22 protein-coding genes are annotated in these 23721 nt (G+C 70.0%); 11 read left to right on the forward strand and 11 right to left on the reverse strand.

What is annotated here, in order from left to right; translation table 11 throughout:
• Positions 1 to 231: 231 nt before the first annotated feature.
• From CRP45_RS19465 to serS, 5 genes are all read right to left on the reverse strand, one after another.
• Entirely contained in the window at positions 232 to 1227 is a 996-nt protein-coding gene (locus tag CRP45_RS19465) for a DMT family transporter (RefSeq protein WP_097246286.1), read from the reverse strand.
• 337 nt (positions 1228 to 1564) lie between these two features.
• A complete protein-coding gene (locus tag CRP45_RS19470; protein WP_097246287.1) occupies positions 1565 to 2824 on the reverse strand; it encodes an oxygenase MpaB family protein in 1260 nt (419 codons plus the stop codon).
• A gap of 170 nt (positions 2825 to 2994) precedes the next feature.
• Complete coding sequence (locus tag CRP45_RS19475) at positions 2995 to 4311, reverse strand: MFS transporter (protein ID WP_097246288.1); 1317 nt, start codon at positions 4309 to 4311, stop codon at positions 2995 to 2997.
• A gap of 145 nt (positions 4312 to 4456) precedes the next feature.
• Positions 4457 to 6307, reverse strand: a complete 1851-nt coding sequence (locus CRP45_RS19480; protein WP_245910249.1) for a putative bifunctional diguanylate cyclase/phosphodiesterase — start codon at positions 6305 to 6307, stop codon at positions 4457 to 4459.
• An 84-nt stretch (positions 6308 to 6391) separates the two neighbouring features.
• Positions 6392 to 7654: a serine--tRNA ligase gene (gene serS / locus CRP45_RS19485; RefSeq protein WP_067786517.1), complete on the reverse strand. Its 1263-nt coding sequence runs from the start codon at positions 7652 to 7654 to the stop codon at positions 6392 to 6394.
• 147 nt (positions 7655 to 7801) lie between these two features.
• Between serS and CRP45_RS19490 the strand changes: the two genes are divergently transcribed.
• The 6 genes from CRP45_RS19490 (at position 7802) to CRP45_RS19515 (ending at position 13645) form a co-directional block, all read left to right on the forward strand.
• Positions 7802 to 9550 carry an aldehyde dehydrogenase family protein gene (locus CRP45_RS19490; protein WP_179830931.1) on the forward strand — a complete coding sequence of 583 codons (1749 nt, stop codon included), beginning with the start codon at positions 7802 to 7804 and terminating at the stop codon, positions 9548 to 9550.
• Between the two features lie 59 nt (positions 9551 to 9609).
• Entirely contained in the window at positions 9610 to 10752 is a 1143-nt protein-coding gene (locus CRP45_RS19495; RefSeq protein WP_084483020.1) for a septum formation family protein, read from the forward strand.
• A 13-nt stretch (positions 10753 to 10765) separates the two neighbouring features.
• On the forward strand, positions 10766 to 11116 hold the full coding sequence (locus CRP45_RS19500) for a metallopeptidase family protein (protein WP_067786511.1): 351 nt from the start codon (positions 10766 to 10768) through the stop codon (positions 11114 to 11116).
• A 192-nt stretch (positions 11117 to 11308) separates the two neighbouring features.
• Positions 11309 to 11632: a PE domain-containing protein gene (locus CRP45_RS19505; RefSeq protein WP_067786509.1), complete on the forward strand. Its 324-nt coding sequence runs from the start codon at positions 11309 to 11311 to the stop codon at positions 11630 to 11632.
• Positions 11633 to 11666: 34 nt separating this feature from the next.
• Positions 11667 to 12821 carry a PPE domain-containing protein gene (locus tag CRP45_RS19510; RefSeq protein WP_067786507.1) on the forward strand — a complete coding sequence of 385 codons (1155 nt, stop codon included), beginning with the start codon at positions 11667 to 11669 and terminating at the stop codon, positions 12819 to 12821.
• On the forward strand, positions 12818 to 13645 hold the full coding sequence (locus CRP45_RS19515) for an ESX secretion-associated protein EspG (RefSeq protein ID WP_169810865.1): 828 nt from the start codon (positions 12818 to 12820) through the stop codon (positions 13643 to 13645). The genes CRP45_RS19510 and CRP45_RS19515 overlap by 4 nt, the downstream gene beginning before the upstream one ends.
• A 147-nt stretch (positions 13646 to 13792) precedes the next feature.
• On the opposite strand, the gene CRP45_RS19520 is transcribed toward CRP45_RS19515, so the two are convergent.
• From CRP45_RS19520 to CRP45_RS19530, 3 genes are all read right to left on the reverse strand, one after another.
• Positions 13793 to 14458, reverse strand: a complete 666-nt coding sequence (locus CRP45_RS19520; RefSeq protein WP_097246654.1) for a histidine phosphatase family protein — start codon at positions 14456 to 14458, stop codon at positions 13793 to 13795.
• A gap of 5 nt (positions 14459 to 14463) precedes the next feature.
• Positions 14464 to 15378 carry a prephenate dehydratase gene (gene pheA / locus CRP45_RS19525; protein WP_097246290.1) on the reverse strand — a complete coding sequence of 305 codons (915 nt, stop codon included), beginning with the start codon at positions 15376 to 15378 and terminating at the stop codon, positions 14464 to 14466.
• 85 nt (positions 15379 to 15463) lie between these two features.
• On the reverse strand, positions 15464 to 15889 hold the full coding sequence (locus tag CRP45_RS19530; RefSeq protein WP_097246291.1) for a hypothetical protein: 426 nt from the start codon (positions 15887 to 15889) through the stop codon (positions 15464 to 15466).
• 122 nt (positions 15890 to 16011) lie between these two features.
• Here CRP45_RS19530 and CRP45_RS19535 point away from each other — a divergent pair, with 122 nt between their 5' ends.
• The 5 genes from CRP45_RS19535 (at position 16012) to CRP45_RS19555 (ending at position 20636) form a co-directional block, all read left to right on the forward strand.
• On the forward strand, positions 16012 to 16773 hold the full coding sequence (locus tag CRP45_RS19535) for a DUF2470 domain-containing protein (RefSeq protein WP_097246292.1): 762 nt from the start codon (positions 16012 to 16014) through the stop codon (positions 16771 to 16773).
• A 60-nt stretch (positions 16774 to 16833) separates the two neighbouring features.
• Positions 16834 to 17622: a CPBP family intramembrane glutamic endopeptidase gene (locus tag CRP45_RS19540; protein ID WP_097246293.1), complete on the forward strand. Its 789-nt coding sequence runs from the start codon at positions 16834 to 16836 to the stop codon at positions 17620 to 17622.
• 652 nt (positions 17623 to 18274) lie between these two features.
• Positions 18275 to 19462, forward strand: a complete 1188-nt coding sequence (locus CRP45_RS19545) for an LCP family protein (RefSeq protein WP_097246656.1) — start codon at positions 18275 to 18277, stop codon at positions 19460 to 19462.
• A gap of 9 nt (positions 19463 to 19471) precedes the next feature.
• Positions 19472 to 20017 (forward strand): ferritin, encoded by a 546-nt coding sequence (locus tag CRP45_RS19550; protein WP_097246294.1) that lies wholly within the window; start codon positions 19472 to 19474, stop codon positions 20015 to 20017.
• 70 nt (positions 20018 to 20087) lie between these two features.
• A complete protein-coding gene (locus tag CRP45_RS19555) occupies positions 20088 to 20636 on the forward strand; it encodes a ferritin (protein ID WP_067786497.1) in 549 nt (182 codons plus the stop codon).
• 260 nt (positions 20637 to 20896) lie between these two features.
• Here CRP45_RS19555 and CRP45_RS19560 read toward each other — a convergent pair whose 3' ends face one another.
• From CRP45_RS19560 to CRP45_RS19570, 3 genes are all read right to left on the reverse strand, one after another.
• A complete protein-coding gene (locus tag CRP45_RS19560; RefSeq protein WP_097246295.1) occupies positions 20897 to 21817 on the reverse strand; it encodes a DUF5926 family protein in 921 nt (306 codons plus the stop codon).
• A 65-nt stretch (positions 21818 to 21882) separates the two neighbouring features.
• Positions 21883 to 22650, reverse strand: a complete 768-nt coding sequence (locus CRP45_RS19565) for a glycerophosphodiester phosphodiesterase (protein WP_067786493.1) — start codon at positions 22648 to 22650, stop codon at positions 21883 to 21885.
• The gene (locus CRP45_RS19570) at positions 22647 to 23696 is read right to left on the reverse strand and encodes a DUF4328 domain-containing protein (protein ID WP_245910292.1); all 1050 of its coding nucleotides are present in this window, start codon (positions 23694 to 23696) and stop codon (positions 22647 to 22649) included. Before CRP45_RS19570 ends, CRP45_RS19565 begins: the two co-directional genes overlap by 4 nt.
• Positions 23697 to 23721: the final 25 nt, after the last annotated feature.

The raw sequence follows: 23721 nt of genomic DNA on the forward strand, positions 1-23721 counted from the left end.
CCCACATCAGCGGTTATTCGAAAACGGAATCGCCGGAAGAGTGTTCGAGGTGTTGCGGAGAGTCGGTCGAACGCCGAATCACGGCGCCCAGGTTCGGCTGGACAGCTCGGCGAGCCGATCGAAGGTCACCTTCGACACGTCGGACCCGGTGGCGGTCACCTTCGGTCCATTGGTGAGGATCGACCACGGTCACGAGGGCGGGCCGACTGGCCGATGAACTTTCGGCCGCCTTCAGCCCGTGGACCTGGATTTCGCCGGGGCCGACAGTTCTCCCGGCCGCTGCCTCGCGGCGAGGGCGACCGCCGCGAAGGTGAGCAGGCAGCCGAGGATCGACCAGGGTGAGAGGGGCGGGCCGGTGGGGGTGAGGAGGTCGAGGGTGATGGCGGCGGCGAGTTGGCCGGCGACCGAGGTGAGGCCGAGGAGTAGTACGCCGATCCAGCGGACCGTGAGGGCGGCGAGGGCGATGAAGGCGACGCCGATCGCGCCGCCGAGGTAGAGCCACGGTTCGGTGGGGAATTCGCCGAGGCCGCTGATGCCGATCAGCAGGGCGGACTCGATGACCAACAGGGCGAGCAGGCCGACGGCGAAATTCACCAGGGCGGCCGAGAACGATCCGCCGACCGCGCCGACCCGTCCGTTCACGGCCTGCTGCCAGGCCAAGCCGATGCCCGCCAGCGCGGGCAGCGCGATGAGCAGCGCGGACGGGACCGCGCGCAGCGACTCGGGTAGGGCGAGGGCGCCCGGCGTCGCACCCGAACGGTCGGCGACGGCGACGAAGACCGCGCCGACGGCCAGCACCGCGCCACCGATCCGCAGCGCGGTGACCGGGGTCGCGCCGCTGGGCGCCAGACCGAGCCGGTCGACGACCAGACTGCTCGCCAACTGCCCGGCGACGACGGCGACGGTGAACGCGGTGACGCCGATCGCCGCCACGGTCAGACCCTGGCACGCCACGAAGAACGCGCCGAACAACCCGCCGAGCAGCTGCCACCAGCGCAACGTCCGATCGCCGAGCGCCGCCCGCACGTCACCGAGCCCCGCGCGCAGCCGGGCATTGAGCAGGAACGCGACGGCGAGCAGCAGCAACCCGGTACCGAAACTGACCGTGGCGGCGGCGATCCCATCGTGCAGCCGGACCCCGAGCGCCCCGTTGACCCGCGCCTGCACCGCGACCCCCGCCCCGATGCAGAACCCGCACCCCAACCCCAGCCTCGTCCGCCCACTCATTTCCGCACCGTACCCGCTGGCTCACGAGCCGCCGCCGGGCCGACCTGTGCGGGTGCGCCTGCGAGAGCACTCCGAACCAGGTGGTCCCGCACCTGGTTGCGAATCGGGGCGGGACCGAGGCATGCGGATCCGGACGGCGGGTCACACTGCGAGCAGCGCGCCGCGCCTCATCGATCGCCGCTTCCTGGACCGCTGCGGGCGGTTGCCTGTCGCGTCAGCCCGCGTGCGTGCCCGACGCCGGCGCGATCGGCGACGCCCGCGCTGGCGACGCGCCCCGCGAACGTGCGGGCGGCCCGTCGAGTACCGCCGCTGGACCGGTGCGGGCGAGGCGCCGGTCTCACCCGGCGCGCAGTGCCTCGCGGTCGTTGGCGAAGCGGTCGTGTCTGGCGTAGGTGCGGTCGCCGCCGTTGCGGGCGATCGAGCCGCGGACGAGGCGGGTGCGGACGCGGGCGCCGACGTTCTCGTGCAGCCGGGTGGCGCCGGGGATGACTCGGCGCGGGACTTCCAGCGCGCCGTTGAGCACGGCCGTGGCCAGCACGGCGGACTGGAAGAAGCGGCTGTCGGGCAGGCCGAGGAAGTCGGCGTTGGTGCGGCCGAGCACGATTCGGCTGTAGGCGACCATGTACCGGGTGAGCAGGTGGCGGATCGCGCGTTGCGCCGGGGTGCGGTCGCCGACGAACAGTCCGCCAGCGGCGGGGATCAGCGCCTGGGCCAGGCGCTGGGAGTCCTCGTCGGGGATGAACTCGGTGTCGGCCAGGATCCAGAAGGAACGCCAGGTGTCGGTCTCGCAGGTCGGCAGGATCTGCGGGTCGATGCCGAGCAGGAAGCCGATGTAGCGCCACAGCTGGAAGACTGCGTCCTTCTCCTGAGCGGAGAACCGCAGACCGAGCGCCTGCGCGCCGACCAGGTTCGCCATCGAGAACAGGCCGAGAGTTCCGACGGTGAGCACCTGGTTGACCGGCTGATCCCAGGCCACGTAATCCCAGTCCGGACGGCGGTTCATGCCCGAGCGCACCAGCGCGTGCATCAGCCGCACCCGCAGCACGCTCTGATAGCCGACCCCGTTGCGTTCCAACGAGCCGGGCGTCGTGACGTCGAGCCACCACTGGGTGGTCTCGGCGAGCCTGCGTGGCGCCATCGCGTCCAGATCGCCTGTGCCGACCAGCGTCTTGTCCGCGCGGGACGCGAGATACCCGCCCATCAGCGCGAACATCCCCATCGCGATGCCACCCCAGACGCTGGTCCGGCCGACGACCCGCGCCCCGCGCTCGATCTTGGTCCGGTCCAGCCAGTACGGCTCGGCCTCCACCTGCTCGAAGAACGCGCGCAGCTCTTTCGGCGCGTCGGGCACCGAGGCGATGCCGTGCACGAGGGCGGTCTCGAACATCCGGCGCCCCTCGCCGACCGGCAGCCGCTGGATCATCGCCACCACGTCGTCCGCGAGGGGATCGCCGACCTGGGCGAACCGGCGGAAGGAATCCCGCTGCGCCGCGGTGCAGCGCAGATCGCCCGGGGCGAGCACCGGCACCGCGTACTTGAAGGGGAACTCGGTGAACAGCTTCGGAGTCGGCAGGAACTTCCGGTTGTCATGCGCCATTGCATTGCACCCATCACTTCGAGGTTCGCGCCGCTTGCAGCGCGTTCTGAGTAGACCGTCCCACAAATCGGCATATCTGGCAATACGCTCTGCCAGAATCGCTTGCCGCGGAGCGTCGGGGCACAATGCCGCAGCGGAATGCGGAACGGCCCGACTCGAAGAGCGACCGATCACCTCTGTCCCGCGACGGATCGCACCGTACGACGCGGCAACCAGGCCGGGGTCAGTGCGGCGATCGCCAACATCACCAAGCCGAGCAGCGCCAGCGTCGTCGCCATCGAAAACCGGATCGTCGCCAGCGCGACGAACCCGAAGATCACCAGCGACACCACCTCAGAGAGCAGACCGGACACCGACGTCACGGTCGCGCGAGCCGGTCCCTCGATCGCGTCCTGCAACCGCGATTCGGCGACCACCTCCGCGTTGAGCACCACGCCGTAGCCGATGCCGATCGCGGTGAAACCGATGCCGGTCAGCAGGTACACGGCGTCCGGACGATCGGCGGCCAGCCCCGAGACCAGGGAGCCGCCGATGAACAGCAGACCGCCCACGCCGACGGCCAGCGCGATGGTGCGTGCGGACAAGCGCGCCGTACGACCCGCGAGCAGCGAGCCGGTGAGCGAACCGACCACCGTGAGCCCGACCAACAGCGGCACAACCACGGTCGGCGCGCCCGCGGACTGGGCGAGCAGCGCGAAGTACTCGTCGTAGGCGGTGATGCCGAACAGCAGCGCACCGAGCAGCACGCCGTTGCGTACCCGGCGCACCCGGACCGCCTCGCCGACGCCGGTGCGCAGCATCGTGAGATAGCGGGCGAGAACACCGCGGCTGCCACCGGCACGGGCCGCCGCGCGTCCGTCGACCGGCACCACGGGATGACCCGGCACCGCCGCGACCACGCCCGGCACGGTGGCGCCCACGTCGGCCGCGTCCTCGTCGATGTCCTCGACCGACGCCGCCTTGGGCGCGCTCGGCAGCGACACCGCGACGAGCACGTGCAACGCCGCGATCGCCACGCTGGACCAGCCGACCAGCGCGTACCCGCCCACCGCGTACAGCGGCGTTGCGGCCAGGATCGCCACGACAACCGCGCCTTCCGCCGCCGCCCGGGCGTAACCCATGATGCGTGGATAGACGGCGGGTTCACCCCTGGCGACCAGGTCGTCGTAGATCAGCGCCTCGAACGTGCCCGACTCCAGCGCGCTGGACACACCCCACAGCACGAAGCCGATCGCGAAGCCCGGATAGGACGGCGCGACGGTCCACAACGTGAACGCGCCGAGCACCAGCACGCCGCTGAGAATCAGCAAGCCGCGCCGGGACACCGTGTCGGCCCAGGCGCCCGAGGGCACCTCCAGGACGAACGCGGTGATCGACCACAGTGCGAGCAGCGAGGAGATCTGCGCGGTGTTCAGGCCGTGTTCGGCGAACAGCAGCGCGTACAGCGCGTAGAGCGGGATGAGGTCGCGCGATCCCTTGAACAGCACCGCACGCGCGGTGAGACCACGGACACCGTGATCACGACCCCGTCGCGTCGAGGGTGCGCGAGAAGCTCAATAACCGTTGATGATCAAGCGCATGTCCTTCAGCTTCGACGCCGGGCCGCGTCCGCGTCAAGCGATTTTCGCCGACTCAGCCGAGCGGAAGCCAGCCGTTCGCCGCGGGCATCGGATCGTCGCCGATCTCCCGACCGGCGAAACCGGAACCGACCCGGCCCTGCCCCTCGTTCAGGTCGTTGATCAGCTCCGCGACCGGATGCGAATCGCTGTAGTGGTACCCCTGGGCGAGCGCGAAACCGAGCTCGGTCAGCACCGCGGCCTGGTATTCGGTCTCCACGCCCTCGGCGATGACCTGGAGGTCGAGCGCGCTGCTGAGCGCGGCGATCACGCCGAGCAGCGGCGGGGCCGGGGAATCCGAGCGGATGGCCGCTACGAAGGACTGGTCCACCTTGATGATGTCGCTCGGCAGGGTGGCGAGGCGGCTGAGCGAGGAGTAGCCGGTGCCGAAGTCGTCGATGGCGATGCGCACGCCCCGGTCCCGCAGGGTGTGCAGATTCGCGATGGCGGTCTGGGATTCGGCGGCCAGTTCGCTCTCGGTCACCTCGAGCACCAGTTGGTCGGCGGGCCATCCGGTGCTGGCGAGGATGTCGGAAACCCGGTCGGCGTAACCGGTTTCGGCCAGTTCCAGCCCGCTGACGTTGACGTTGAGCGTCAGATCCAGCTGCGCGAAGGTCTCCTGCAACCGGGCCGCGTCGGCGCAGGCGCGGCGCAGCACGAGTTCGTCCAGATCGGAGATGAGGTCGTATTCCTCCGCGACCCGGATCAGCCCCTCGGTGGTCACGTCCGGCTGCGCGCTGGACGACCAGCGAAGCAGCGCCTCGACGCCGACCGCCTTGCCGCCGCCCTCGGTCAGGCTGACGATCGGCTGGTAGTGCACGTCCAGCGCGCCGCGGTCGATGGCCTCGCGCAGTTCGACGGCGAGCGGCAGCTGCCTGGAGGACTCCAGCACGGTCCGGTTGCGACCCGCCTGCTTCGCCCGGTACAGACCGACGTCGGCACGGCTCACCAGCAGCGAGCCGGACTCGCCCGGCTGCCACGACGTGACACCCGCCGAGCAGCCGGTGGTGACGGCCGCACGCAGCTGCTCGGTGAGCAGGATCGCGGCCTGTTCGGTGGTGTTCGGCAGCAGCAGCGCGAAGGCGTCGCCGCCGTAGCGGGCCAGCCGCTGTTCCTCGGACAGCAGCTTGGACCAGGTGTCGGCCACGCGCTGCAAGACCGCGTCGCCCGCGCGGTGGCCGAGGTGATCGTTGATCTTCTGGAAACGGTCGAGGTCGACGAGCACCAGCGACAGACTTTGCCCGTTGCGGGTGGCCTGCTCGATCGCGGTGTTCAGCGCGCGGTCGAAACCGCGGCGGTTCAACAGACCGGTGAGCACGTCGATATCGGCTTCCGAAGCCATCCTGGTCAGGATGCCCACGACCACGCCGACACCGAACGTCACCCCAGCCGGGATCAGACCGGACCACCACGGCAGGTCGCGCGCGGGCAGCACCCACAGGCACAAGGCCATGGCGAAGGCGATGTGCGCGGCCGCCTGCGACCACCGGAAGAACAGGGCCGCGTCGCAGGCGACGAAGACGTAGAACGAGGCGAGGCTGATCCCGCCGACCGTGTTCGGGAACGAGTGCACCGCGATCGTCACCAGCACGGTCGCGATCGCCACGTAGCCGTGGTGGATGGAATGCGGAAGGCGCGGACCCCACGCGAGCAGCGTCAGACCCAGCACCAGCGCGATCGCCGCCGCCGTACCGACCAGTGGCCGATTACCCTCATCGCCCGGTGCGATGGCCGTGATCACCAGGCCAAGCACACCACCCATGACGTAGAACGCCCCGGTGGTTCGAGCCATGACCATTGCCGTCGCCAGCGCCGATGCCGCCCGCACCCGGGTTCGGGTATCGCCGCGCGCCCCGATTCCTCGCACGGGGAACAGCCTAGACACAACGCATCTCACTGGTTGCCACATCCCCGGAATCCGGCATGGCGAACCAGTGGCTATTGCCCGTGGTCAGCTCCCCGGGCGCAGCACCTCGGTGCCGACGAACGGTACCAACGCCTCGGGCACCCGCACCGAACCGTCGGCCTGCTGGTGGTTCTCCAGCATCGCGACGATCCAGCGCGTTGTCGCGAGCGTTCCGTTCAAAGTGGCTGCGATCTGCGGTTTTCCGTTCTCGTCGCGGTAGCGCACAGCGAGGCGACGGGCCTGGAAGGTGGTGCAGTTCGAGGTCGAGGTGAGCTCGCGGTAGGTCCGCTGGCTCGGCACCCAGCCCTCGCAGTCGAACTTGCGCGCGGCCGAGCTGCCGAGGTCGCCCGCCGCGACATCGATGATGCGGTAAGGCACCTCGATGGCCGCGAGCATCTCGCGCTCCCAGTCCAGCAGGCGCCGGTGCTCGGCGTCGGCCTGGTCGGGCGTGGTGTAGACGAACATCTCGACCTTGTCGAACTGGTGCACCCGGATGATGCCGCGGGTGTCCTTGCCGTAGCTGCCCGCCTCGCGGCGGAAGCACGACGACCAGCCCGCGTACCGCTTGGGGCCGCCGCTGAGATCGAGGATCTCGCCCGAGTGGTAGCCGGCCAGCGGCACCTCCGAGGTGCCGACCAGGTACAGGTCGTCGTCGGCCAGGTGGTAGACCTCCGCCGAGTGCTTGCCGAGGAAGCCGGTGCCCGCCATGATCTCCGGGCGAACCAGCACCGGCGGGATCATCATGCTGAAGCCGTTGGCGACGGCCTTCTGCGCGGCCAGCTGGAGCAGACCGAGCTGCAACAGCGCGCCGTAACCGGTCAGGAAGTAGAACCGGGCGCCCGACACCTTGGCGCCGCGCTCCATGTCGATCAGGCCGAGCGACTCGCCGAGCTCCAGGTGGTCCTTCGGCTCGAAATCGAATTCGCGCGGCGTGCCGATGGTTTCGAGGACGATGTAGTCGTCCTCGCCGCCCGCTGGCGCGCCGTCCTGCACGACGTTCGAGATCGCGCGGTGCGCGGCGTCCAGGTCGGCGTCGGCGGCGTGCTGGGCCGCCTCGGCCTCCTTGACCTTCACCGACATCTCCTGCGCCTGCGCAAGCAGCGTGGGGCGCTCCTCCTTGGACGCCTTGCCGACCAGCTTGCCCATCGCCTTGTGCTCGGCGCGCAAGTTGTCGGCGGTGGCGACCGCGGCGCGGCGCGCGGCGTCCGCCTCCAGGAGGGCGTCGACGAGGGCGGGGTCTTCGCCGCGGGCGCGCTGCGAGGCGCGCACCACGTCGGGGTCTTCCCGCAGGAGTCGGAGGTCGATCATGGGCTATCAGCCTAGTCGGCGGGCCCTCGGCACTTCACCCCGATATCGGTCTGCGGGTCCAGCGGGTCCGATCGGCGTGGCTCGGACTTCCGCTCTGACCGCCGATGGACTCCGATCAGGGTGCTCCCCCGACCTGTTTGCGCCGATATGTCCAGTTCCGGGCCGCTCGGGCCGCGGCGCGCGCATAGTTGGCTTGTGGGCACGACTTTCGACGAGACGACCATCGACAACGCCATGGCCGACCTGGCCGCGGGCGAGAAGACCTGGGCGGCCACCCCGCTGCGCAAGCGCAGGGAACTGCTCGACGAGCTCCACAAACGCACCGGCCGCTTCGCGGGCGACTGGGTGCGGGCAGCGCGCACCGTCAAGGACCTGGACGCGGACTCGCCGCTGGTCGGCGAGGAGTGGATGTCCGGCCCGCTGACGCTCTTGCAGGCCACCGCCGCCCTGTCTGCCAGCCTGGCGAAACTGGAGACCGGGCGCAGTCCGCTGGAGGGCGTCCGGCTGACCACCGCGCCCGGCGACCGGGTCGCGGTGCCGATCATGCCCCTCGACGTCTACGACCGGCTGCTGCTCAGCGGCTTCCGCGGCGAGGTCTGGCTGCGACCCGGGGTGGATGCCGCGACGGCGCGCCGCAAGGCCGGACTCGGTCAGCTCGATCCCGCCGCCACGGGCGGCATCGGAGCGGTGCTCGGCGCGGGCAACATCACCTCGATCCCGCCGCTGGACACGCTCTACGAGCTGTACGCGCACAACCGCGTGGTCGCGCTCAAGCTCAACCCGATCACCGATCCGCTGTTCACGGTGTTCGAGATGATCTTCGCGCCGTTCATCGAGCTCGGCGTGCTGCGCATCCTGGTCGGCGGCGCGGAGGCGGGCGGCTATCTGGTGCGCCACCCCGATGTCGCGCACGTGCACATGACGGGAAGCGCCAACACCCACGACGCGATCGTCTGGGGACGCGGGGCCGAGGCCGAGGCGAACCGCCGCGCGGGCACGCCGCTCCTGGACAAGCCGATCACCAGCGAGCTCGGCGGCGTCTCCCCGACCATCGTCGTCCCCGGCGAATGGTCCGACGCCGACCTGAGCTACCAGGCCCAGCACATCGCGACCCAGCGGCTGCACAACGGCGGCTACAACTGCGTCGCGGCGCAGGCGGTCGTGCTCGGCGCGGACTGGCCGCAGAAGGATCGCTTTCTCGACGAACTGCGCACGGCGCTCGAGCTGGCGCCGCAACGGACGGCCTACTACCCGGGCAGCGACAGCCGCGTCGCCGACGCGCTCGCCTCGTATCCGACGGCGGAGCGACTCGGCCAGGGCCGGGTGCTGATCGACGGTCTGCCGTCGGCCGAAACGCCCCTGCTGCGCACCGAGTACTTCTCGCCGGTGCTCGGCGTTGTCGAGCTGCCCGGGCGCGGCGGCGAATTCCTCCAGGGTGCGGTCGATTTCGCCAACAACGAGCTGACCGGAACGCTCGGCGCCAACGTACTCGCCGATCCCGCGACGATCGGCAGGCTCGGCATCGCCTTCGAGCGCGCGGTGGAACGTCTTCGCTACGGGACCGTCGCGGTGAACGCCTGGACCGGCCTCGCCTTCCTGTCACCGCGCGCGAGCTGGGGCGCCTTCCCCGGGCACACCATCGACGACGTGCAGAGCGGAATCGGCGTGGTGCACAACGCCTTCCTGCTCGACGACGTCGAACGCACCGTGGTGCGCGGACCGTTCCGGCCCGCGCCGCGCTCGCTGCTCGGCGGCGAACTCGCGCTCTCGCCCAAGCCGCCGTGGTTCGTCGACAACAGCACCGCCGCCACGACCGGGCGCAAGCTAACCGAGTTCTACACGGACCGGAATCCGGCGCGGCTGCCCGGATTGTTCCTCTCCGCGTTCCGCGGCTAGACGCGCGGATTCGGCCAGGTCGTGGCACCGGAGGGCAGACGCTGCCATGATGGACCGCGATGTCCTCCGATGATGTGTCCCAGACTCCGCAGCCCGAGAAGTCGCCGGCTGGTGCATCGGCGCGCTCGGGTTCGTTCCCTCGATCCTTGGCGTCCGCGCGCCAAGCGCTGGCCGACGGCGGCGGGCTGCACCTGTCCGCGCCGACGCTGCGCTGGGGTCTGCTCGCCGTCGCGGCGGGCGCCGTCACCGCGGCCCTGGTCACGCTGTTCGTGACCGGCTTCGAGAACGAGGCGGGCCTGGAAGCGCACAACCCTGGCGCGCCCGCGCACACCGTGCTGGACAAGGAGTTCGGCACCGCGGCCAAGGGCGACTGCCTGAGCTGGACCAAACCCGACCGCAGCGACCTGGTGAAGGTGTCCTGCGGCAGCAGGCATCTGTTCGAGGTCGCCGCCGACATCGACATGAGCAGGTACCCGGGCGTGGAATTCGGCCCAGGCTCGCGCTTTCCCGACTCGCTGCGGCTCACCGAGCTCAAGGAAGAGCACTGCGTGCCCGCGGTGCAGCAGTACATGAACGGGAAGTTCGACCCGCGCGGGCGCTACGTCGTCGGGCTGATGTACCCGAGCCCGGAGGGCTGGAAGAACGGCGACCGCACCCTGCGCTGCGGTCTCCAGTTCTCCGGCAGCACCGGGACGCCGCTGCCGTCCCAGGGCAGCGCGGTGGAACACGACCAGTCTCGGGTCTTCCAGGCGGGCACCTGCCTCGGCATCAACCAGAATCTGCCGACCGACCCGGTGGACTGCGCGCAGGCGCACGCGGTGGAGATCGTCGCGACCGTCGATCTGGGCGCGCATTTCACCGGCGGTCCGCCCGCCAAGGAAGAGCAGGACAAGTACGTCGAGGAGCAGTGCGCCAACGCGGCCACCGAGTACCTCGGCTCCCCCGAGGCGATCCGCGACAAGACGCTGACGCTGTTCTTCGACTACGTCGACGCGCGCAGCTGGCTCGCGGGCAGCCGCAAACTGGACTGCATGATCGGCAAGGGCACCGACCGCGAGGGTTTCGCGCCCATCACCGGTTCGGCAAAGGGCGAGATCCTGATCAACGGCCAAGCCCCTGTGCCGCCGCCGAATTCGGGTCGCTCCACGCCCGCTCCGCTGCCCGGCGCCGCCCCGCTGCCGCCGCAACCACGGCCGAGGTAGGGCGCGCGAATTCATGGCGGTCTTCATGTCCGAGGACCGGTTCGAGGAACTGGTCTCCGACGCACTGGATTTGATCCCGGACGAGCTCGCGCGTGCCATCGACAATGTGGTCGTGCTGATCGAACCGCGCAATATGGAAGACCCGCATTTGCTCGGGCTCTATCACGGAATCGCGTTGACCGAGCGGGACAGTCAGTACGGCGGCTCGCTGCCCGACACGGTCACCATCTATCGCGACGCGATTCTGGAGATCTGCGCCGACGACGAAGAGGTCGTCGAGGAGGTCGCGATCACTGTGATCCACGAGATCGCACACTATTTCGGCATTGACGAAGACCGGTTGCATCAGCTGGGATGGGGCTAGTCTTGACCAAGTCGTCGGTGCGAGCCGCGTTCATCCGGACGGACACGGTGCGCAGGGGAGCGCGGGCGGCTGGCAAGATCGCAAAGAAGTAGGGGATTCGATGGAACCGATCGCGTGGCTGTCGCGTCCTATCACTCGTAGGGGGAATTCTCGTGGTTCCGCCCCATAGCCGCCACTAGAAGGAGTCGAGTAATGGTTGGCCACGTTTCGATCTCGCCCGAGGTCATCCTCGCCGCCGCTGCCGAGCTGGACTTGCTGGCCGAACGACTGGCCGCCGCCGCGGCGGTCACCGCCCCGGCGACGCACGTCCTCCCGTCCGGCGCCGACGAGGTGTCGCTGCTCGCCGCCCACCACTTCAACAAGGCCGCCGCGACGCACGACGGCTCCGTCGCCCAGGGCATTCTCGAGTTGCACCATGCCGCAGCCGTTCTGCGTATGCAGCTCGCCACCCACGTCGCCGAGGACGTCGTCAAGGCGGGCGTGATGCGCGGCGTCGCGGGCACCATCGGCGCCTGATCGCGGACATCGAAACACAAGGGGAGAAACAAACATGACCGCAGGTATCACCGGGGTGTTCTGGCTGCCCCGCATGGCCGAAGTGAATTCCGCGCTGCTGCATTCGGGCGCGCACGCCGTACCGATCTCGGCCGCCGCCACCGCGTGGGGCGGTCTCACCGCGGCCTGGGTCGACGCGACCGCGACCGTCACCCGCGTGATGGCCGAGCTGGGCGTCGGCATGCAGGGCGTCAACGGCATCGCGGCGCTGTCCCGGCTTGTCGGATTCACCGGCTGGGCGGAGCAGCAGGGCGTCATGGCCGCCTCGATGGGAGCGAAGGCCGCGGCGAACGCCACCGCCTACACCGTTGCCGCGCTGACCATGCCGAGCCCGCCCGAGATCATCGCCACCAACACCGCCGTCTTCGTCTCCGCGAACCCCGCGGGCGCGGTGTCGGGCGCGTGGGAGGCGGCCGAACTCGCCAAGCACGCGATGGACATTCGCGCCGCGCTGGTCATGGAGACCTACGAGGCAGCGACCACCGCGACCGTCACCACCCCCGGCGAGTTCTACAACCCGCCGCCGATCGCCAACGGCGCGGGCACCGCGGACCCCGGCTCGGCCGAGGCCACCTTCCAGGGTGACCCGGTGCAGTCGGCCATCGCGACCGCCGTCTCGGTGGTGAACAACCCGGCCGTCGCCAGCGCGGCGACCCAGGTGGCCAACGTGGCGGGCACCGTCGCCACCGGTGGCGTGAGCACCGTCGGCAACATCGGCGCCAACGCGATCGCGGCGGTCACCAGCGCTGGCGCGCCGAGCGTCGCGCCCGCCGCGCCGATGACGTTGATGGCGGGCGGCATGGCGGGCGCCGCGGCGACCACCACCTCGACCCGCTCGGCGACCTTCGGACCGAGCGTCAACCTGAACAACGGCTCGCTGAAGCTGCCGGACGGCTGGGGTTCTGGTCTGCCGACCAACGCGCCCGCCGCCGCTCCGATGGCCGAGGTCGTCGCCAGGGTCGATGCCGCGCCGGTCCGTCCGGCCGCCACCAACCCGGCTGGCAGCCCGCTGCTCGGCAACGCGCGCGGCGCCGAGGACGACGAGTCGGAGCACAAGGGCGCGGACTACCTGCGTGGCGATCACTTCACCGACGGTCGTTTCTCCGCCGACGGTGTCATCGGCGCCGACCCTGCCGGGACGGCTAAGTGACGATTCTGGGTGCGGGCCGCGGCCCGTCGATGCTCGGGGGCGTCACGTTGTCGCTCGACGAAATGCAGTTCCTCCTGGAGAAACTGGAGATCGACGAGCTTCCCGTCGTGCTGCAAGCGATGGGTCGCTACGACAACCAGACCGACCACGACGCCGCGATGGACGTGGCCGCCCAGTCGCTCGTCGAGCGGGACTTCCTGATCGACGGCATCGTCCACCGGGAACTCGAGGACCGGCTGCGGACGCTGTACCGGCCGCACTGGGTGCTCGCGCTGCGGTGGAACGTCGAGGGGCAGGTCAGCCGGTTGTGTCTCGCGAAGGGTGACGACCTGGTGGTCGTCGCCCTCCGCGGGCCGGAGTCCTACGTCATCGACGAGGTGGAAGAGGATCTGCCGGGACCGATCGTCGCGGCGCTCGGTCCGGCCGAGCCGCTCGAGCTGGAAAGCATGAACGCCGAGACCGAGTTGCTCGCACCGATCTTCAACGAGACCGGCGACGCCGCGGCGACGGCCAACCGGTTGGCGAAGGTGTGCAACCCGAACCGCGACGCGCAGGCGCTGGCTTCGGCGCTTGTCGAAATCCATTCGCACGCGCAGATTTCCGGCGTCGCGTACGGCGACGGGACCCGGGACATCTCGGACAACCACATCGCGATCTTCAACACGCGCGGCGGGCGGTTCCTGATCACGGCCAGCGTCGCCGACGACGGGACGAAGTGGTCGTCGATCAGTTCCGGGACGACGGCGCGGCTGCGGACGGCGTTGCTGGACCTGATGAATTCGCTGCCGGAGCGGGAGGACTTCCCGCAGACCGCGGCGAAGTAGTGCGGAGCCGATCCTCGAGGATCGGCGGTACGAGGATGGCAACGGCGACGATTCGAGGGCGGGGTGCTGCGCCGGACCGCAAAGTCGGGGGGGTGCCGCGGCGGTTTACCGCCCGGCGCAAAGACTGCGGCGAAGGCGGGGTACCGCTCAGCCCATCGGGTCGTCGGCGGTGGGTGAGACCTCGTAGCCGAAGGGCGGGACGAAGCGGCCCCAGCGGATGCAGTCCCAGCCGCCGTCGGGGCGCGGGACCAGCTCGATGGTTTCGGTGTTGTCGAGGTGGTTGTTCGTGGTGAACGGCGGCGCAACGCCGCTGAGGGTGCGCGCGACCAGTCGCATCGCCGCGCCGTGGTTGACCAGCAGCACGTCGCCGCCGCCCGCCTCGGGCAGCAGGAAGGACGTGCGCAGCGTCTCGATGACCGGGAGGAATCGCGCGAGGACGTCCTCGCCGGATTCACCGCCGGGCACCCGCTCGGTCAGGTCGCCCTCGTGCCAGGCGCGGTAGATGCGCTGGAAGGTCCGGTGCGCGTCGGGGTCGTTCAGGCCTTCCAGTTCGCCGACCTGGACCTCGTGCACGTCGTCGAGGACGTCGGCCGCCACGCCCGTCGCCGCTTCGATGTAGCTCGCGGTCTGCCTGGCGCGCAAGGCGGCCGAGGAGAGCAGCGCGCGCGGCGGCGCGAGCAGGTTCGAACCGAACGTCTTCGCTTGGGCCGCACCGCGTTCGGTCAATGGCAGCCCGGGCACCCTGGTGTCGAGAATCTTTGCGACGTTGCCTTCGGTCTCGCCGTGCCGGACCAGGATCAGCTTGCCCGCGATCTCGTTCATAAGTCCGCCACCCCCTTTCGTAACTGAGTCAGCCACTCCGCGGCCGCCTCGTCGGACGGCGGCGGCGTCCCGGTCGCCGAAGTCGCGGGCCAGGAACCGAGGAAGCGGATCCGAGCCGTGCGGTGCAGCGCCTTGAGCGCCTCGGCCACCGCGGTGTCATCGATATGCCCGACGCAGTCGAGATAGAACCGGTAGGTGCCCATTCCCGTTCGGGTGGGCCGGGATTCGATCCTGGTCAGGTCGATGCCGCGCGTCGCGAACTCGGCGAACGCGCGCATCAGCGAGCCGGGCTCGTTCGCCAGCTCCAAGACGATCGAGGTGCGGTCGACACCGGTCGGGGCCGGCGCCACGCGCGGCCTGGTGACCAGCACGAAGCGGGTGATCGCCTGCTCGTGATCGGCCACCCCGGAAGCCAGTGCGGTCAGCCCGAGCCGCTCCCCCGCCAGCGCGGTGGAGACCGCGGCGTCGGCGCGGCCGGCCGCGACGTCCTCGGCGGCGGCGGCATTCGAGGCCGACGTGTAGATCTCCGCGTCGGGCAAGCGCCGCGCGGTCCACATCCGCACCTGTGCGGCGGCCACCGGGTACGCGGCGAGCGTGCGCACGTCGGCCAGCTCGGTGCCCGGCCGCGCCAGAATGGTGAAGCTGACCTCCAGCTCCGTTTCCGCGACGATCTGCAATCGCGGCCCGATCGCCAGCGAATCCAGCGTGGCCGAGATCGACCCCTCCACGGAGCTCTCGATCGGAACGACCGCGCCGTCGACATCGCCGGACCGGATCAGCTCCAGCGCCGCGCCCTGACTGGGCGCGGCGACCCGCTCGACAGGTCCGTCGAAGACCGCCGAGGACTCGAGCTTGGCGAGGGCCATCTCGGTGAAGGTTCCGGACGGTCCGAAATACGCGATGCGCGGCACCCCTACGACATTACAAGCGGTGACGACACAGCAAACCGGATCGTGGGGGGCGGGTCTGCGGCGAAGCACCGAAACCGACGACCGCTCACGGAGCGAGCACTCCCAGCGCGCGACGAACCGGCTCCGGCTCGGCGGTCTCCACGGCGAGCAGAACGCCCCGAACGGCCTCGACCGCGGGCGGTTTCAAACCGGTCAAGAACGCGATGTCCGGCCGAACGAGCGCATCCCGAATGTCGTCCCCGCACAATGCCGCAGCGGTCGCGGCGACGATGGCGACCGCGCGCTCACCGTCATCCGTGCGCGCGACGAATCCGGTGTCGGAATGCGCGATGGCGGCGAGGAAGTCGGCGATGTCGGAGTCGGGAGCGTCGGCGTCCAGAGTCGGGGCCTCGGGTACGGAGCCGACGGGGCGGACGAGCCCGTCGACCAGGCTGCGGCGGGCCGGGGTGGACAGCGCGACCAGCACCGGTTCGTTCGCGCCGTTGCCTGCCGTCGGTGTCGCATCTACCACGAGATCACCGTAGCGGGCCCAGATCCTGGAATCAGCCGGAAGGTAACGCTTGCAGATCGAGGTCGGCTCACTTAGCTTAGGTTTACCTAATCAACGCCGCCGCCATCACCACGGAGGTCCGCATGCCGAATCCGACCGTCGCGCCTACCACCGCCGAGCGGGTGCGCAGCGCGTGCGCCAACGCGGAGCAGGCGGTTCTCGCGCTGCCGGGTATCGACCCGACCCCGACGTCGGTGCACCACCTGCGCCAGTGCGGGGATGTGGTGATCGCGGTGCCGAACGGCTCGCTCGCGGCGGTGCTGACCGGTAACTCCGGGCCAGGTGGCGCGGCGGCGGTGCTCGAACTCACCGATCACGCGCCGCTGCCGCTGCGCGAGCCGGTCCGCGCCCTGGTGTGGTTGCGCGGGACCGTGCGCGCGGTGCCCGCGCAGGCCCAGCGCGTGCTGGCGGGCGAGGTCGCCAAGGACAACCCGGACCCCGCGCTGCTCGACGTCGGACACACCGCCACGCTGCTGCGCCTGGTGATCAGCAGCGCCGTCATGGCCGACTCCACCGGCGCCGAAGCGGTCTGCGTCGAGGAGTTGCGGCTCGCTGAGCCGGACCCGTTCTGCACGATGGAATCCGCCTGGTTGCAGCACATGGACGCCGACCACGCCGACGTCATCGCCCAGCTCGCCCGGCATCTACCGCCGCGCCTGCAGACCGGCACCGTGCACCCGCTCGCCATCGACCGCTACGGCGTCACCCTGCGCGTCGAAGGTCACGACGGCGACCACGACTTCCGCCTCCCGTTCAGCGCCCCGGCCAACGACGTCGAATCCCTCAGCCGCGCCGTCCGCACCCTGGCGGGTTGCCCCTTCCTCAACGGCATCCGCCGCATGTGACCGCCCTCCGCACATCGCTGTCGCGGCCCTCGAACGCGGACCCGTCGCTAGATTCGACGCATGCGTGCTGAGTCGGATGCCCCCGGCGAATCCGAGTTGACCGACCGGGAGCGTCTCGGGATTCGGATCGAGATCGCGATCGTGCTGACCGTGACCTTCGGGTTGAGTGGGGTCAGCGCGGCGCTCTCGCTGGTGGACAGCGCGCTCGGGCCGGGCGGCGTCGGTGGGCGGACGGTCGCGCTGAACGCCTCGCGCTCCGACCACTCGCTGATCGATCTGCTGTTCCAGTTGCTCGGGGTGTTGCGGCTGGCCGGGTGGGCGGCGCTTGGTCTGTACCTGTTGTGGCGCAGCGGGATCGGGCCGCGAGTGATCGGGCTCGCGCGGTTCCGTCCGAAGTCGGACGGGCTGCCCGGGCTGGTATTGGCCGCGATCATCGGGTTGCCCGGCCTCGGTCTGTATCTGGCCGCGCACGCGATGGGGTTCAGCGTGACGATCGTGCCGAGTTCGCTGGACGAGCACTGGTGGCGGCTGCCCGTGCTGATCCTGTCCGCCTGCGCGAATTCGTTCGCCGAGGAGATCCTCGTGGTCGCGTACCTGATCACGCGGCTGCGCAGGCTGGGCTGGACGGAGAATTCCGCGCTGGTGGCCTCGGCGCTGTTACGCGGCAGCTATCACCTCTACCAGGGGCTCGGCGGCGGTCTGGGAAACCTCGTGATGGGTTTGATCTTCGGCCGCTACTGGCAGCGCACCAACCGGCTGTGGCCGCTGATCTTGGCGCACGCGACCATCGACGCGGTCGCCTACATCGGCTACACGGCGCTGCGCGGACACGTTTCCTGGCTGCCGTAACGGAATCACCCGGCCGGGTGATTATGGGAGAAACCCCATGCCGCCCCCGATCAGTAGAGTCAGTGTGATGAACGGCGACGACCCCCGCGATGCGCGGACGCGCCGGGTGCCGCCGCCGCAGGGCCGACCCGGCGTGCCGCGACCACCCCAACCGGGCGGCGCCGTCCCGCCCCGAGGCGCAGTTCCACCTCCGGACTCCGGTCGAGGAGCCAACCCACCGCACGTCCGGCCTCCTGAGCACGGCCGTGCGAATCCATCGCACGGCCGCGAGCCCGTCCAGCCCCCTGAACACGGCCGGTCCAACCCGCCGCGCGGCCGCGATGGCGTCCCGCCACAGCGCCACTCCGCACGACCGCCACAGGGTGGCAACCCCTCGCCGCCGGGCCACGCCGCAGCGCCGCCGCCAGGTCGAACCCCGCACGGCGGTGCCGCAACGCCGGGAGGTCGAGCGACCCCGCGATCGAGCCACGCCGGTGCGCCGCCGCACGGCCGCGCCCCCGTCCCGCCACCACCGCATGGCCGAGGCACTGCCTCGCGCTCGGGCGGGGCCGCCGACGCGCCCAAGGATCACGCCGCTCCCGGCCACCCCGTCGCGGGCCACGGAGGACCCCCGCCGTACGGACAACCCGGCCGCATCGAACGAACCACCAAGATCCTTCGCCGCGACGGCGCCGACCCGCAGCAACTCGCCTACTCACAGGTCCCCCAGGAGTCGCACGAAGCACCCCCGCGAATGCGCAAAGCCGAACCCGAGTACGCGCCGACGCAACAACCGGAGCCGTTCCACGATCCCGTCCCGCGCGCCCACACCCCCAGCCCGCGCGGACGCCGCGGCACTCCACCACCGCCGCCTCCTGCCGCGCCACCGCGCGCCGATCGCGCCCCGCGCCCGCGGCGCAAGCGGCGTCCTTTCCGGTGGTTCCTGGTGTTTCTGCTGCTCTTGGTCGTCGGCTCGGTCGCGGCGGTGATCAACCTGGACGGCAAGCTGACCCGTATCGACGCCTTGGCCGGATACACCGACCGGGTCGGCAACACCCCCGGCACCAACTGGCTGCTCGTGGGCTCCGACGGTCGCGGCGGGCTGTCCCCCGAACAGGAACAGGAGCTGGCCACCGGCGGCGAGGTCGGTCCGGAGCGCACCGACACGATCATGCTGGTGCACATCCCGAAGTCGGGCCCGACCACGCTGGTCAGCCTGCCGCGCGACTCCTACGTCGGCATCCCCGGCCACGGCAAGGACAAGCTCAACGCCGCGTTCGCGATCGGCGGGCCGCAGCTGCTCGTGCAGACGGTCGAGGTCGCGACTGGCCTGCGCATCGACCACTACGCCCAGATCGGCTTCGCCGGCTTCGCGGGCATCGTCGACACGCTGGGCGGCATCGACGTCTGCGTGCCCAAGCCCATCGACGACCCGCTCGCCGGGATCAACCTGGAGGCGGGCTGCCAGAAGCTGAACGGGCCCGACTCGCTCGGCTTCGTGCGGTCGAGGGCGACCGCGCTCGCCGATATCGACCGGATGAACAACCAGCGCCTCTTCATGGCCGCGCTGTTGCAGAAGGCGACCAGCGGCGCGACCCTGGCCAACCCGTTCAAACTGTGGCCGCTGGCGGGTGACACGGCGCGCTCGCTGAAGGTCGACGAGGGCGATCACATCTGGGACCTCGGCCGCCTCGGCTGGGCGATGCGCGGCGACACGGTCGCGACCACGGTGCCGGTCGGCGGTTTCGACGACGTCTCCGGCATCGGTAACGTGCTGCTCTGGGACAAGACGAAGGCGGGCGCGTTCTTCGAGGCGCTCGCGGACGACAGATCCATCCCGGAGGAGCTGCTCACGCGGTAGCGTCGGAGTATGTCCGACACCGATGGCGCCCTGTCGTTCCCGGCCCTGCTGCGCGATCAGATCCGGCACGGATTCACCGTCGCGCAGCAGTATCTGGCCGGTGCGGTCTACTTCGACGCGCACCGGCTCCCGCAGTTGGCTCGACATTGCTATGCCCGCTCGGAGGAGCACCGTGGCCACGCGCTGCGCATGGTGCAGTATTTGCTCGACCGGGATCTGGAGATCCGGGTCGGCGGTCTGGACTCGATCCGCTCCGACTTCGAATCCCCGCGCGCCGCAATGGCTTTCCTGCTCGAGGCGGAGCGCGAGTACACCGCGCGGGTGACCGCGCTCGCGAAGGCCGCGCGGGAGACCGGCGACTACCTCGGCGAGCGATTCACCCAGTGGTTCCTTAAAGCGCAGCTGGACAACGTCGCCCGGATGACGACGCTGCTGACGGTGCTCGACCGGGAGGGCAACCTGTTCGACGTCGAGCAGTTCGTGGCGCGCGAGGTACGCGCTTCCACAAAGCCAGACATTTCGGCCCCGAAAATGGCTGGCGCAGTGAACATTTAATTAGGCAATACTAGCCTCAATAAGGGTGCACTTGGATGACAGGCGCCCTGACCAGCGATAATGTGGCGACATGTCCAGCCATCCGGAATCCCCGAAAAGCAAGTTCCACAGCCTGCTCCACGACCAGATCCGGCACGAATTCAATGCCGAACACCAATACATCGCGATCGCGGTGTGGTTCGACAATGCGGATCTGCCGATTCTGGCAAAGCGGTTCTACGCGCAGGCCGTGGAAGAGCGCAATCACGCGATGATGATCGTGCAGTACTTCCTCGACCGGGATATCAGCGTCGAGCTTTCCGGCATAGATCCGGCGAAGTCCCATTTCGACGATGTTCGGGAACCGATCGCCCTGGCACTCAACCAGGAGAAGACCGTCACCGACCAGATCATCCGGTTGGCGAGCACGGCCCGCGAAGAGGGCGACTACCTCGGCGAGCAGTTCATGCAGTGGTTCCTCAAGGAACAGGTCGAAGAGGTCGCCCGTATGACGACGCTGCTCAACGTCGCCGACCGCGCCGGTTCGAACATGTTCGATCTGGAGAATTTCATCGCGCGGGAGATGAGTTCTCCGTCCGATGCTTCGGGCGCGCCCTCGACAGCGGGCGGCCACATCTAAAAGGGCTTTCGGCAGAACAAGCCCAGCTCTTCGCGACGAGCTGGGCTTGTTCGGACCGAGATGGTTGCCTCAGCTGGCGCTCAACGAGCTGAGCAGCGTCTTGAGCAGCGCAAGAATGGCTTCCATGGTGTTCCCTACTTTCCTCATCTGTGCGGTGCGGTAATCCGCACCATCACCAGTAACGGTGATGGGGAGAACTTATCCCGCGACAGGTCTGAAAGAAGGGTTTTTCACAAAAATGCTCCGGGAAATTTCCGGAGTCAGCGCAGGGTCACCTGACGCGAGCGCAGACCATCGCGCGAGCGGCGCTCGTCGGCGGTCAGCGGCGTGTCCGTGGCGAGCGCACCGAGCAGGCGGACGCCGAATTCGGCGGCGGGCTCGGTCCATTCGCTGGGGTGGCGCTCCGGATCCAGGTCGAACACCGGCACCAGCAGCCCGTGCGTGCGGAACGAGCCCGCGAAGCGCGAACCCTCGCCCATGTGCAGCCCGCCCGAGGCGTGCAGCCGGGCCAGCGCCAGCATCAGGTCGTCCTCGTTCTCCGGGCGGACCCAGCGCACATGCGCCTTCTCACCGGCGTCGACCCACCAGGCCGCGCCGACGGCGTCGCCGCCGAGCTCCAGCCGCGCCGACGGCATGATCGCCTGCTTGGCCTGCTCGATGGTCGCGGCCACCTGCGGATCGGGTGTCACGCCCTCCGGGACCCACCAGTCGAAGTCCTGGTGCACGGTGAGTTCGAGGTCGGCGCCTGGATCGATGACGTCGGCCAGCCTCGGACCGCCCGCGACGCTCTCGACGGAGGTCAGCGAGTCGCCGGGCTCGGCGGATTGGGTCCACAGGATCGCGGCGGCGATATCGGCGGCCGGGTCGGCGCCCTGGAACTGCACCTGGGTGCCGACGTAACCGGTCGGCTCGTCGCCAGCGCGGACCAGCGCGGCCACCGCGCCGGGCAGCACCGTGGCGAGCACGACCGAACGCTCGGCGGCCACCTCGGGCGACAGCTTCAGCGTCGCGGTCGCCGACGGCACGAATTCCCGCAGTGCGACCAGATCGCATTCCGCGGCCAACCCTTCGAATGGCCGGGTGACGGCGTTGGCCGCCTGCTCCTGCGCCGCCTTGCGCTCGGCGAGACGCTGCGCCCGGTTCCCTCCGGGCTTCGGACTGTTGCGCTTGCTCTTACCCACGAGGGCTCAAACTACAGGGTGCTGTGACCGTCGCCGCAACGCGCCACGGCGTGGGACGGAACCGATTACGCGGCGGTGAGCAAAGTCTTCGTGCGGCCGGGGTGATTGGTCGCGACCCAGCTCACGCCGAGGTCGGCGCACAGCAGCACGTCCTCGGGATCGTCCACGGTCCAGCAGTAGGTGGCGCGCCCCGCCGCGGCGGCCTTGTCCACCAGATCCGGGTGCTCGCGCAACGTCTTCACCGACGGCCCGACGGCCGTGGCGCCGACGGTGGTCGCGGCGCCGCCGCCGAGGTAGCGCGAGGACTCGCCGAGCAGCACCGTGGGCAGCAGCGGCGCGGCGCGACGGATCCGCCACACAGCGGTCGCCGCGAACGACATGACGACGGCGCGCGAGTGATCCGCCGAGGCGGGCGTGGCAATGCCGAAGCGCTGGAGCTCGGCGAGCAGCTTGTTCTCCACCAGCGCGCCGTAGCGGACCGGGTGCTTGGTCTCGATGAACAGCTTGGTCGGTCTGCTGCGCCAGTCGAGCACCAGCTCGATGAGTTCGCTGAGGGTGAGCACCGAGGCGGGCTGGCCGTCGCCGCCGAAATCGAGCGAGCGCAACTCGTCCAGTGTCATCTCGCTGACCAGCCCGGTGCCCGACGAGGTGCGGTCGACCGTGCGGTCGTGCACGCAGACCAGATGTCCGTCCCTGGTCAGCCGGACGTCGCACTCCACGCCGTCCGCGCCCTCCTGGAGCGCGAGTTCGTACGCGGCGAGCGTGTGCTCGGGACGCGCCGCCGAAGCGCCGCGGTGCGCGACGACGAACGGTGCGCGACTGCTCTGGCTCACTTGGCCATGACCTCCTCGTGCTGAACGGCACCGCTGTCGGCATCCCGATCCTCGGTGATCTCGGCGTCGGCCGCATCCCGGGACGGCGCCTCGGCGCGGGCGGGGTGCACCGGCTCGATGACCGGCACCGGCGGATCGACGGCGACCACCCAGCGGCGCGCCAACCGGAGCCGCCCGAACAGGTCGCGCCCGTCCAGCAACCGCAGCATCCAGAGCGTCAGCACCGTCACCGCCGCGGCGACCGCGTCGGTCAACGCCGTGAACAGCACGCCGTCCGCCTTGACCTGCAACGAATCCGCGGTCCGCCAGAGCAGCGCGGCCGCGGCCATCAGCCCGCCGAAAACCCAAGCGCACCACCAGATCCGGATCGCGCGCAGGGCCCTGGGATCGCCGCGTTCGGTGGCGATCTCGGTGAGGAACACGCCAGGCCAGACCAGATTCACCACCGGGATCAGGCAGCCGAGGACGAGCGCGGGAGCGGAACGGGGATCGCTGCGGCCCGCCTTCGCGAACACCGCGCGGCGGGTCTCGACGAGCCAGCCGAGCAGGGCGACGCCGCTGGCGAGCGCGAAGGCCAGCGCGAGCAGCGAAGACCCGGTGACCAGCCAATCCGAGAAACGCAGCGCCCACGGATCGATGAGACGGGTCCGGTTGACCAGCAGGACGACATAGCGCACCAACTCGCCGACCGCGGCGAGCGCGAACATCCCGGCGGTGACGAGCAACAGCGGCGTGACCCGACCAGCCAGCACGGCGGTGCGCCTGCGCGGGGTCGCGTCGGCCGCGGCGCCCGGTTCGTCACGTAGGCCCCAGCGCGGAATCTGCGTATAGCGCGGAGTCGGCGCGGCAGGCTTGCGAGCCGCCGTCACGACGGGCCTGCCGTTGCGCTGGTCGGGACGGCGGGCCACCCAGCGGTAGTTGCGCCGTTCCGCGGGAGCGTCGAGTGGCCCGGGTGAGAGCAGCACGCCGTGGCAGCGCGGGCACCAATGCATCGGGGTGCCGTGTACGGCCCACCGCGCGCCGCAGCGCGCACAGGGCTGCAGCATGGTACTCACAGCGTGTCCTTCGCTC

The sequence above is a fragment of the Nocardia amikacinitolerans genome, from assembly GCF_900215415.1.
GTDB classification, from domain to species: Bacteria; Actinomycetota; Actinomycetes; order Mycobacteriales; family Mycobacteriaceae; genus Nocardia; species Nocardia amikacinitolerans.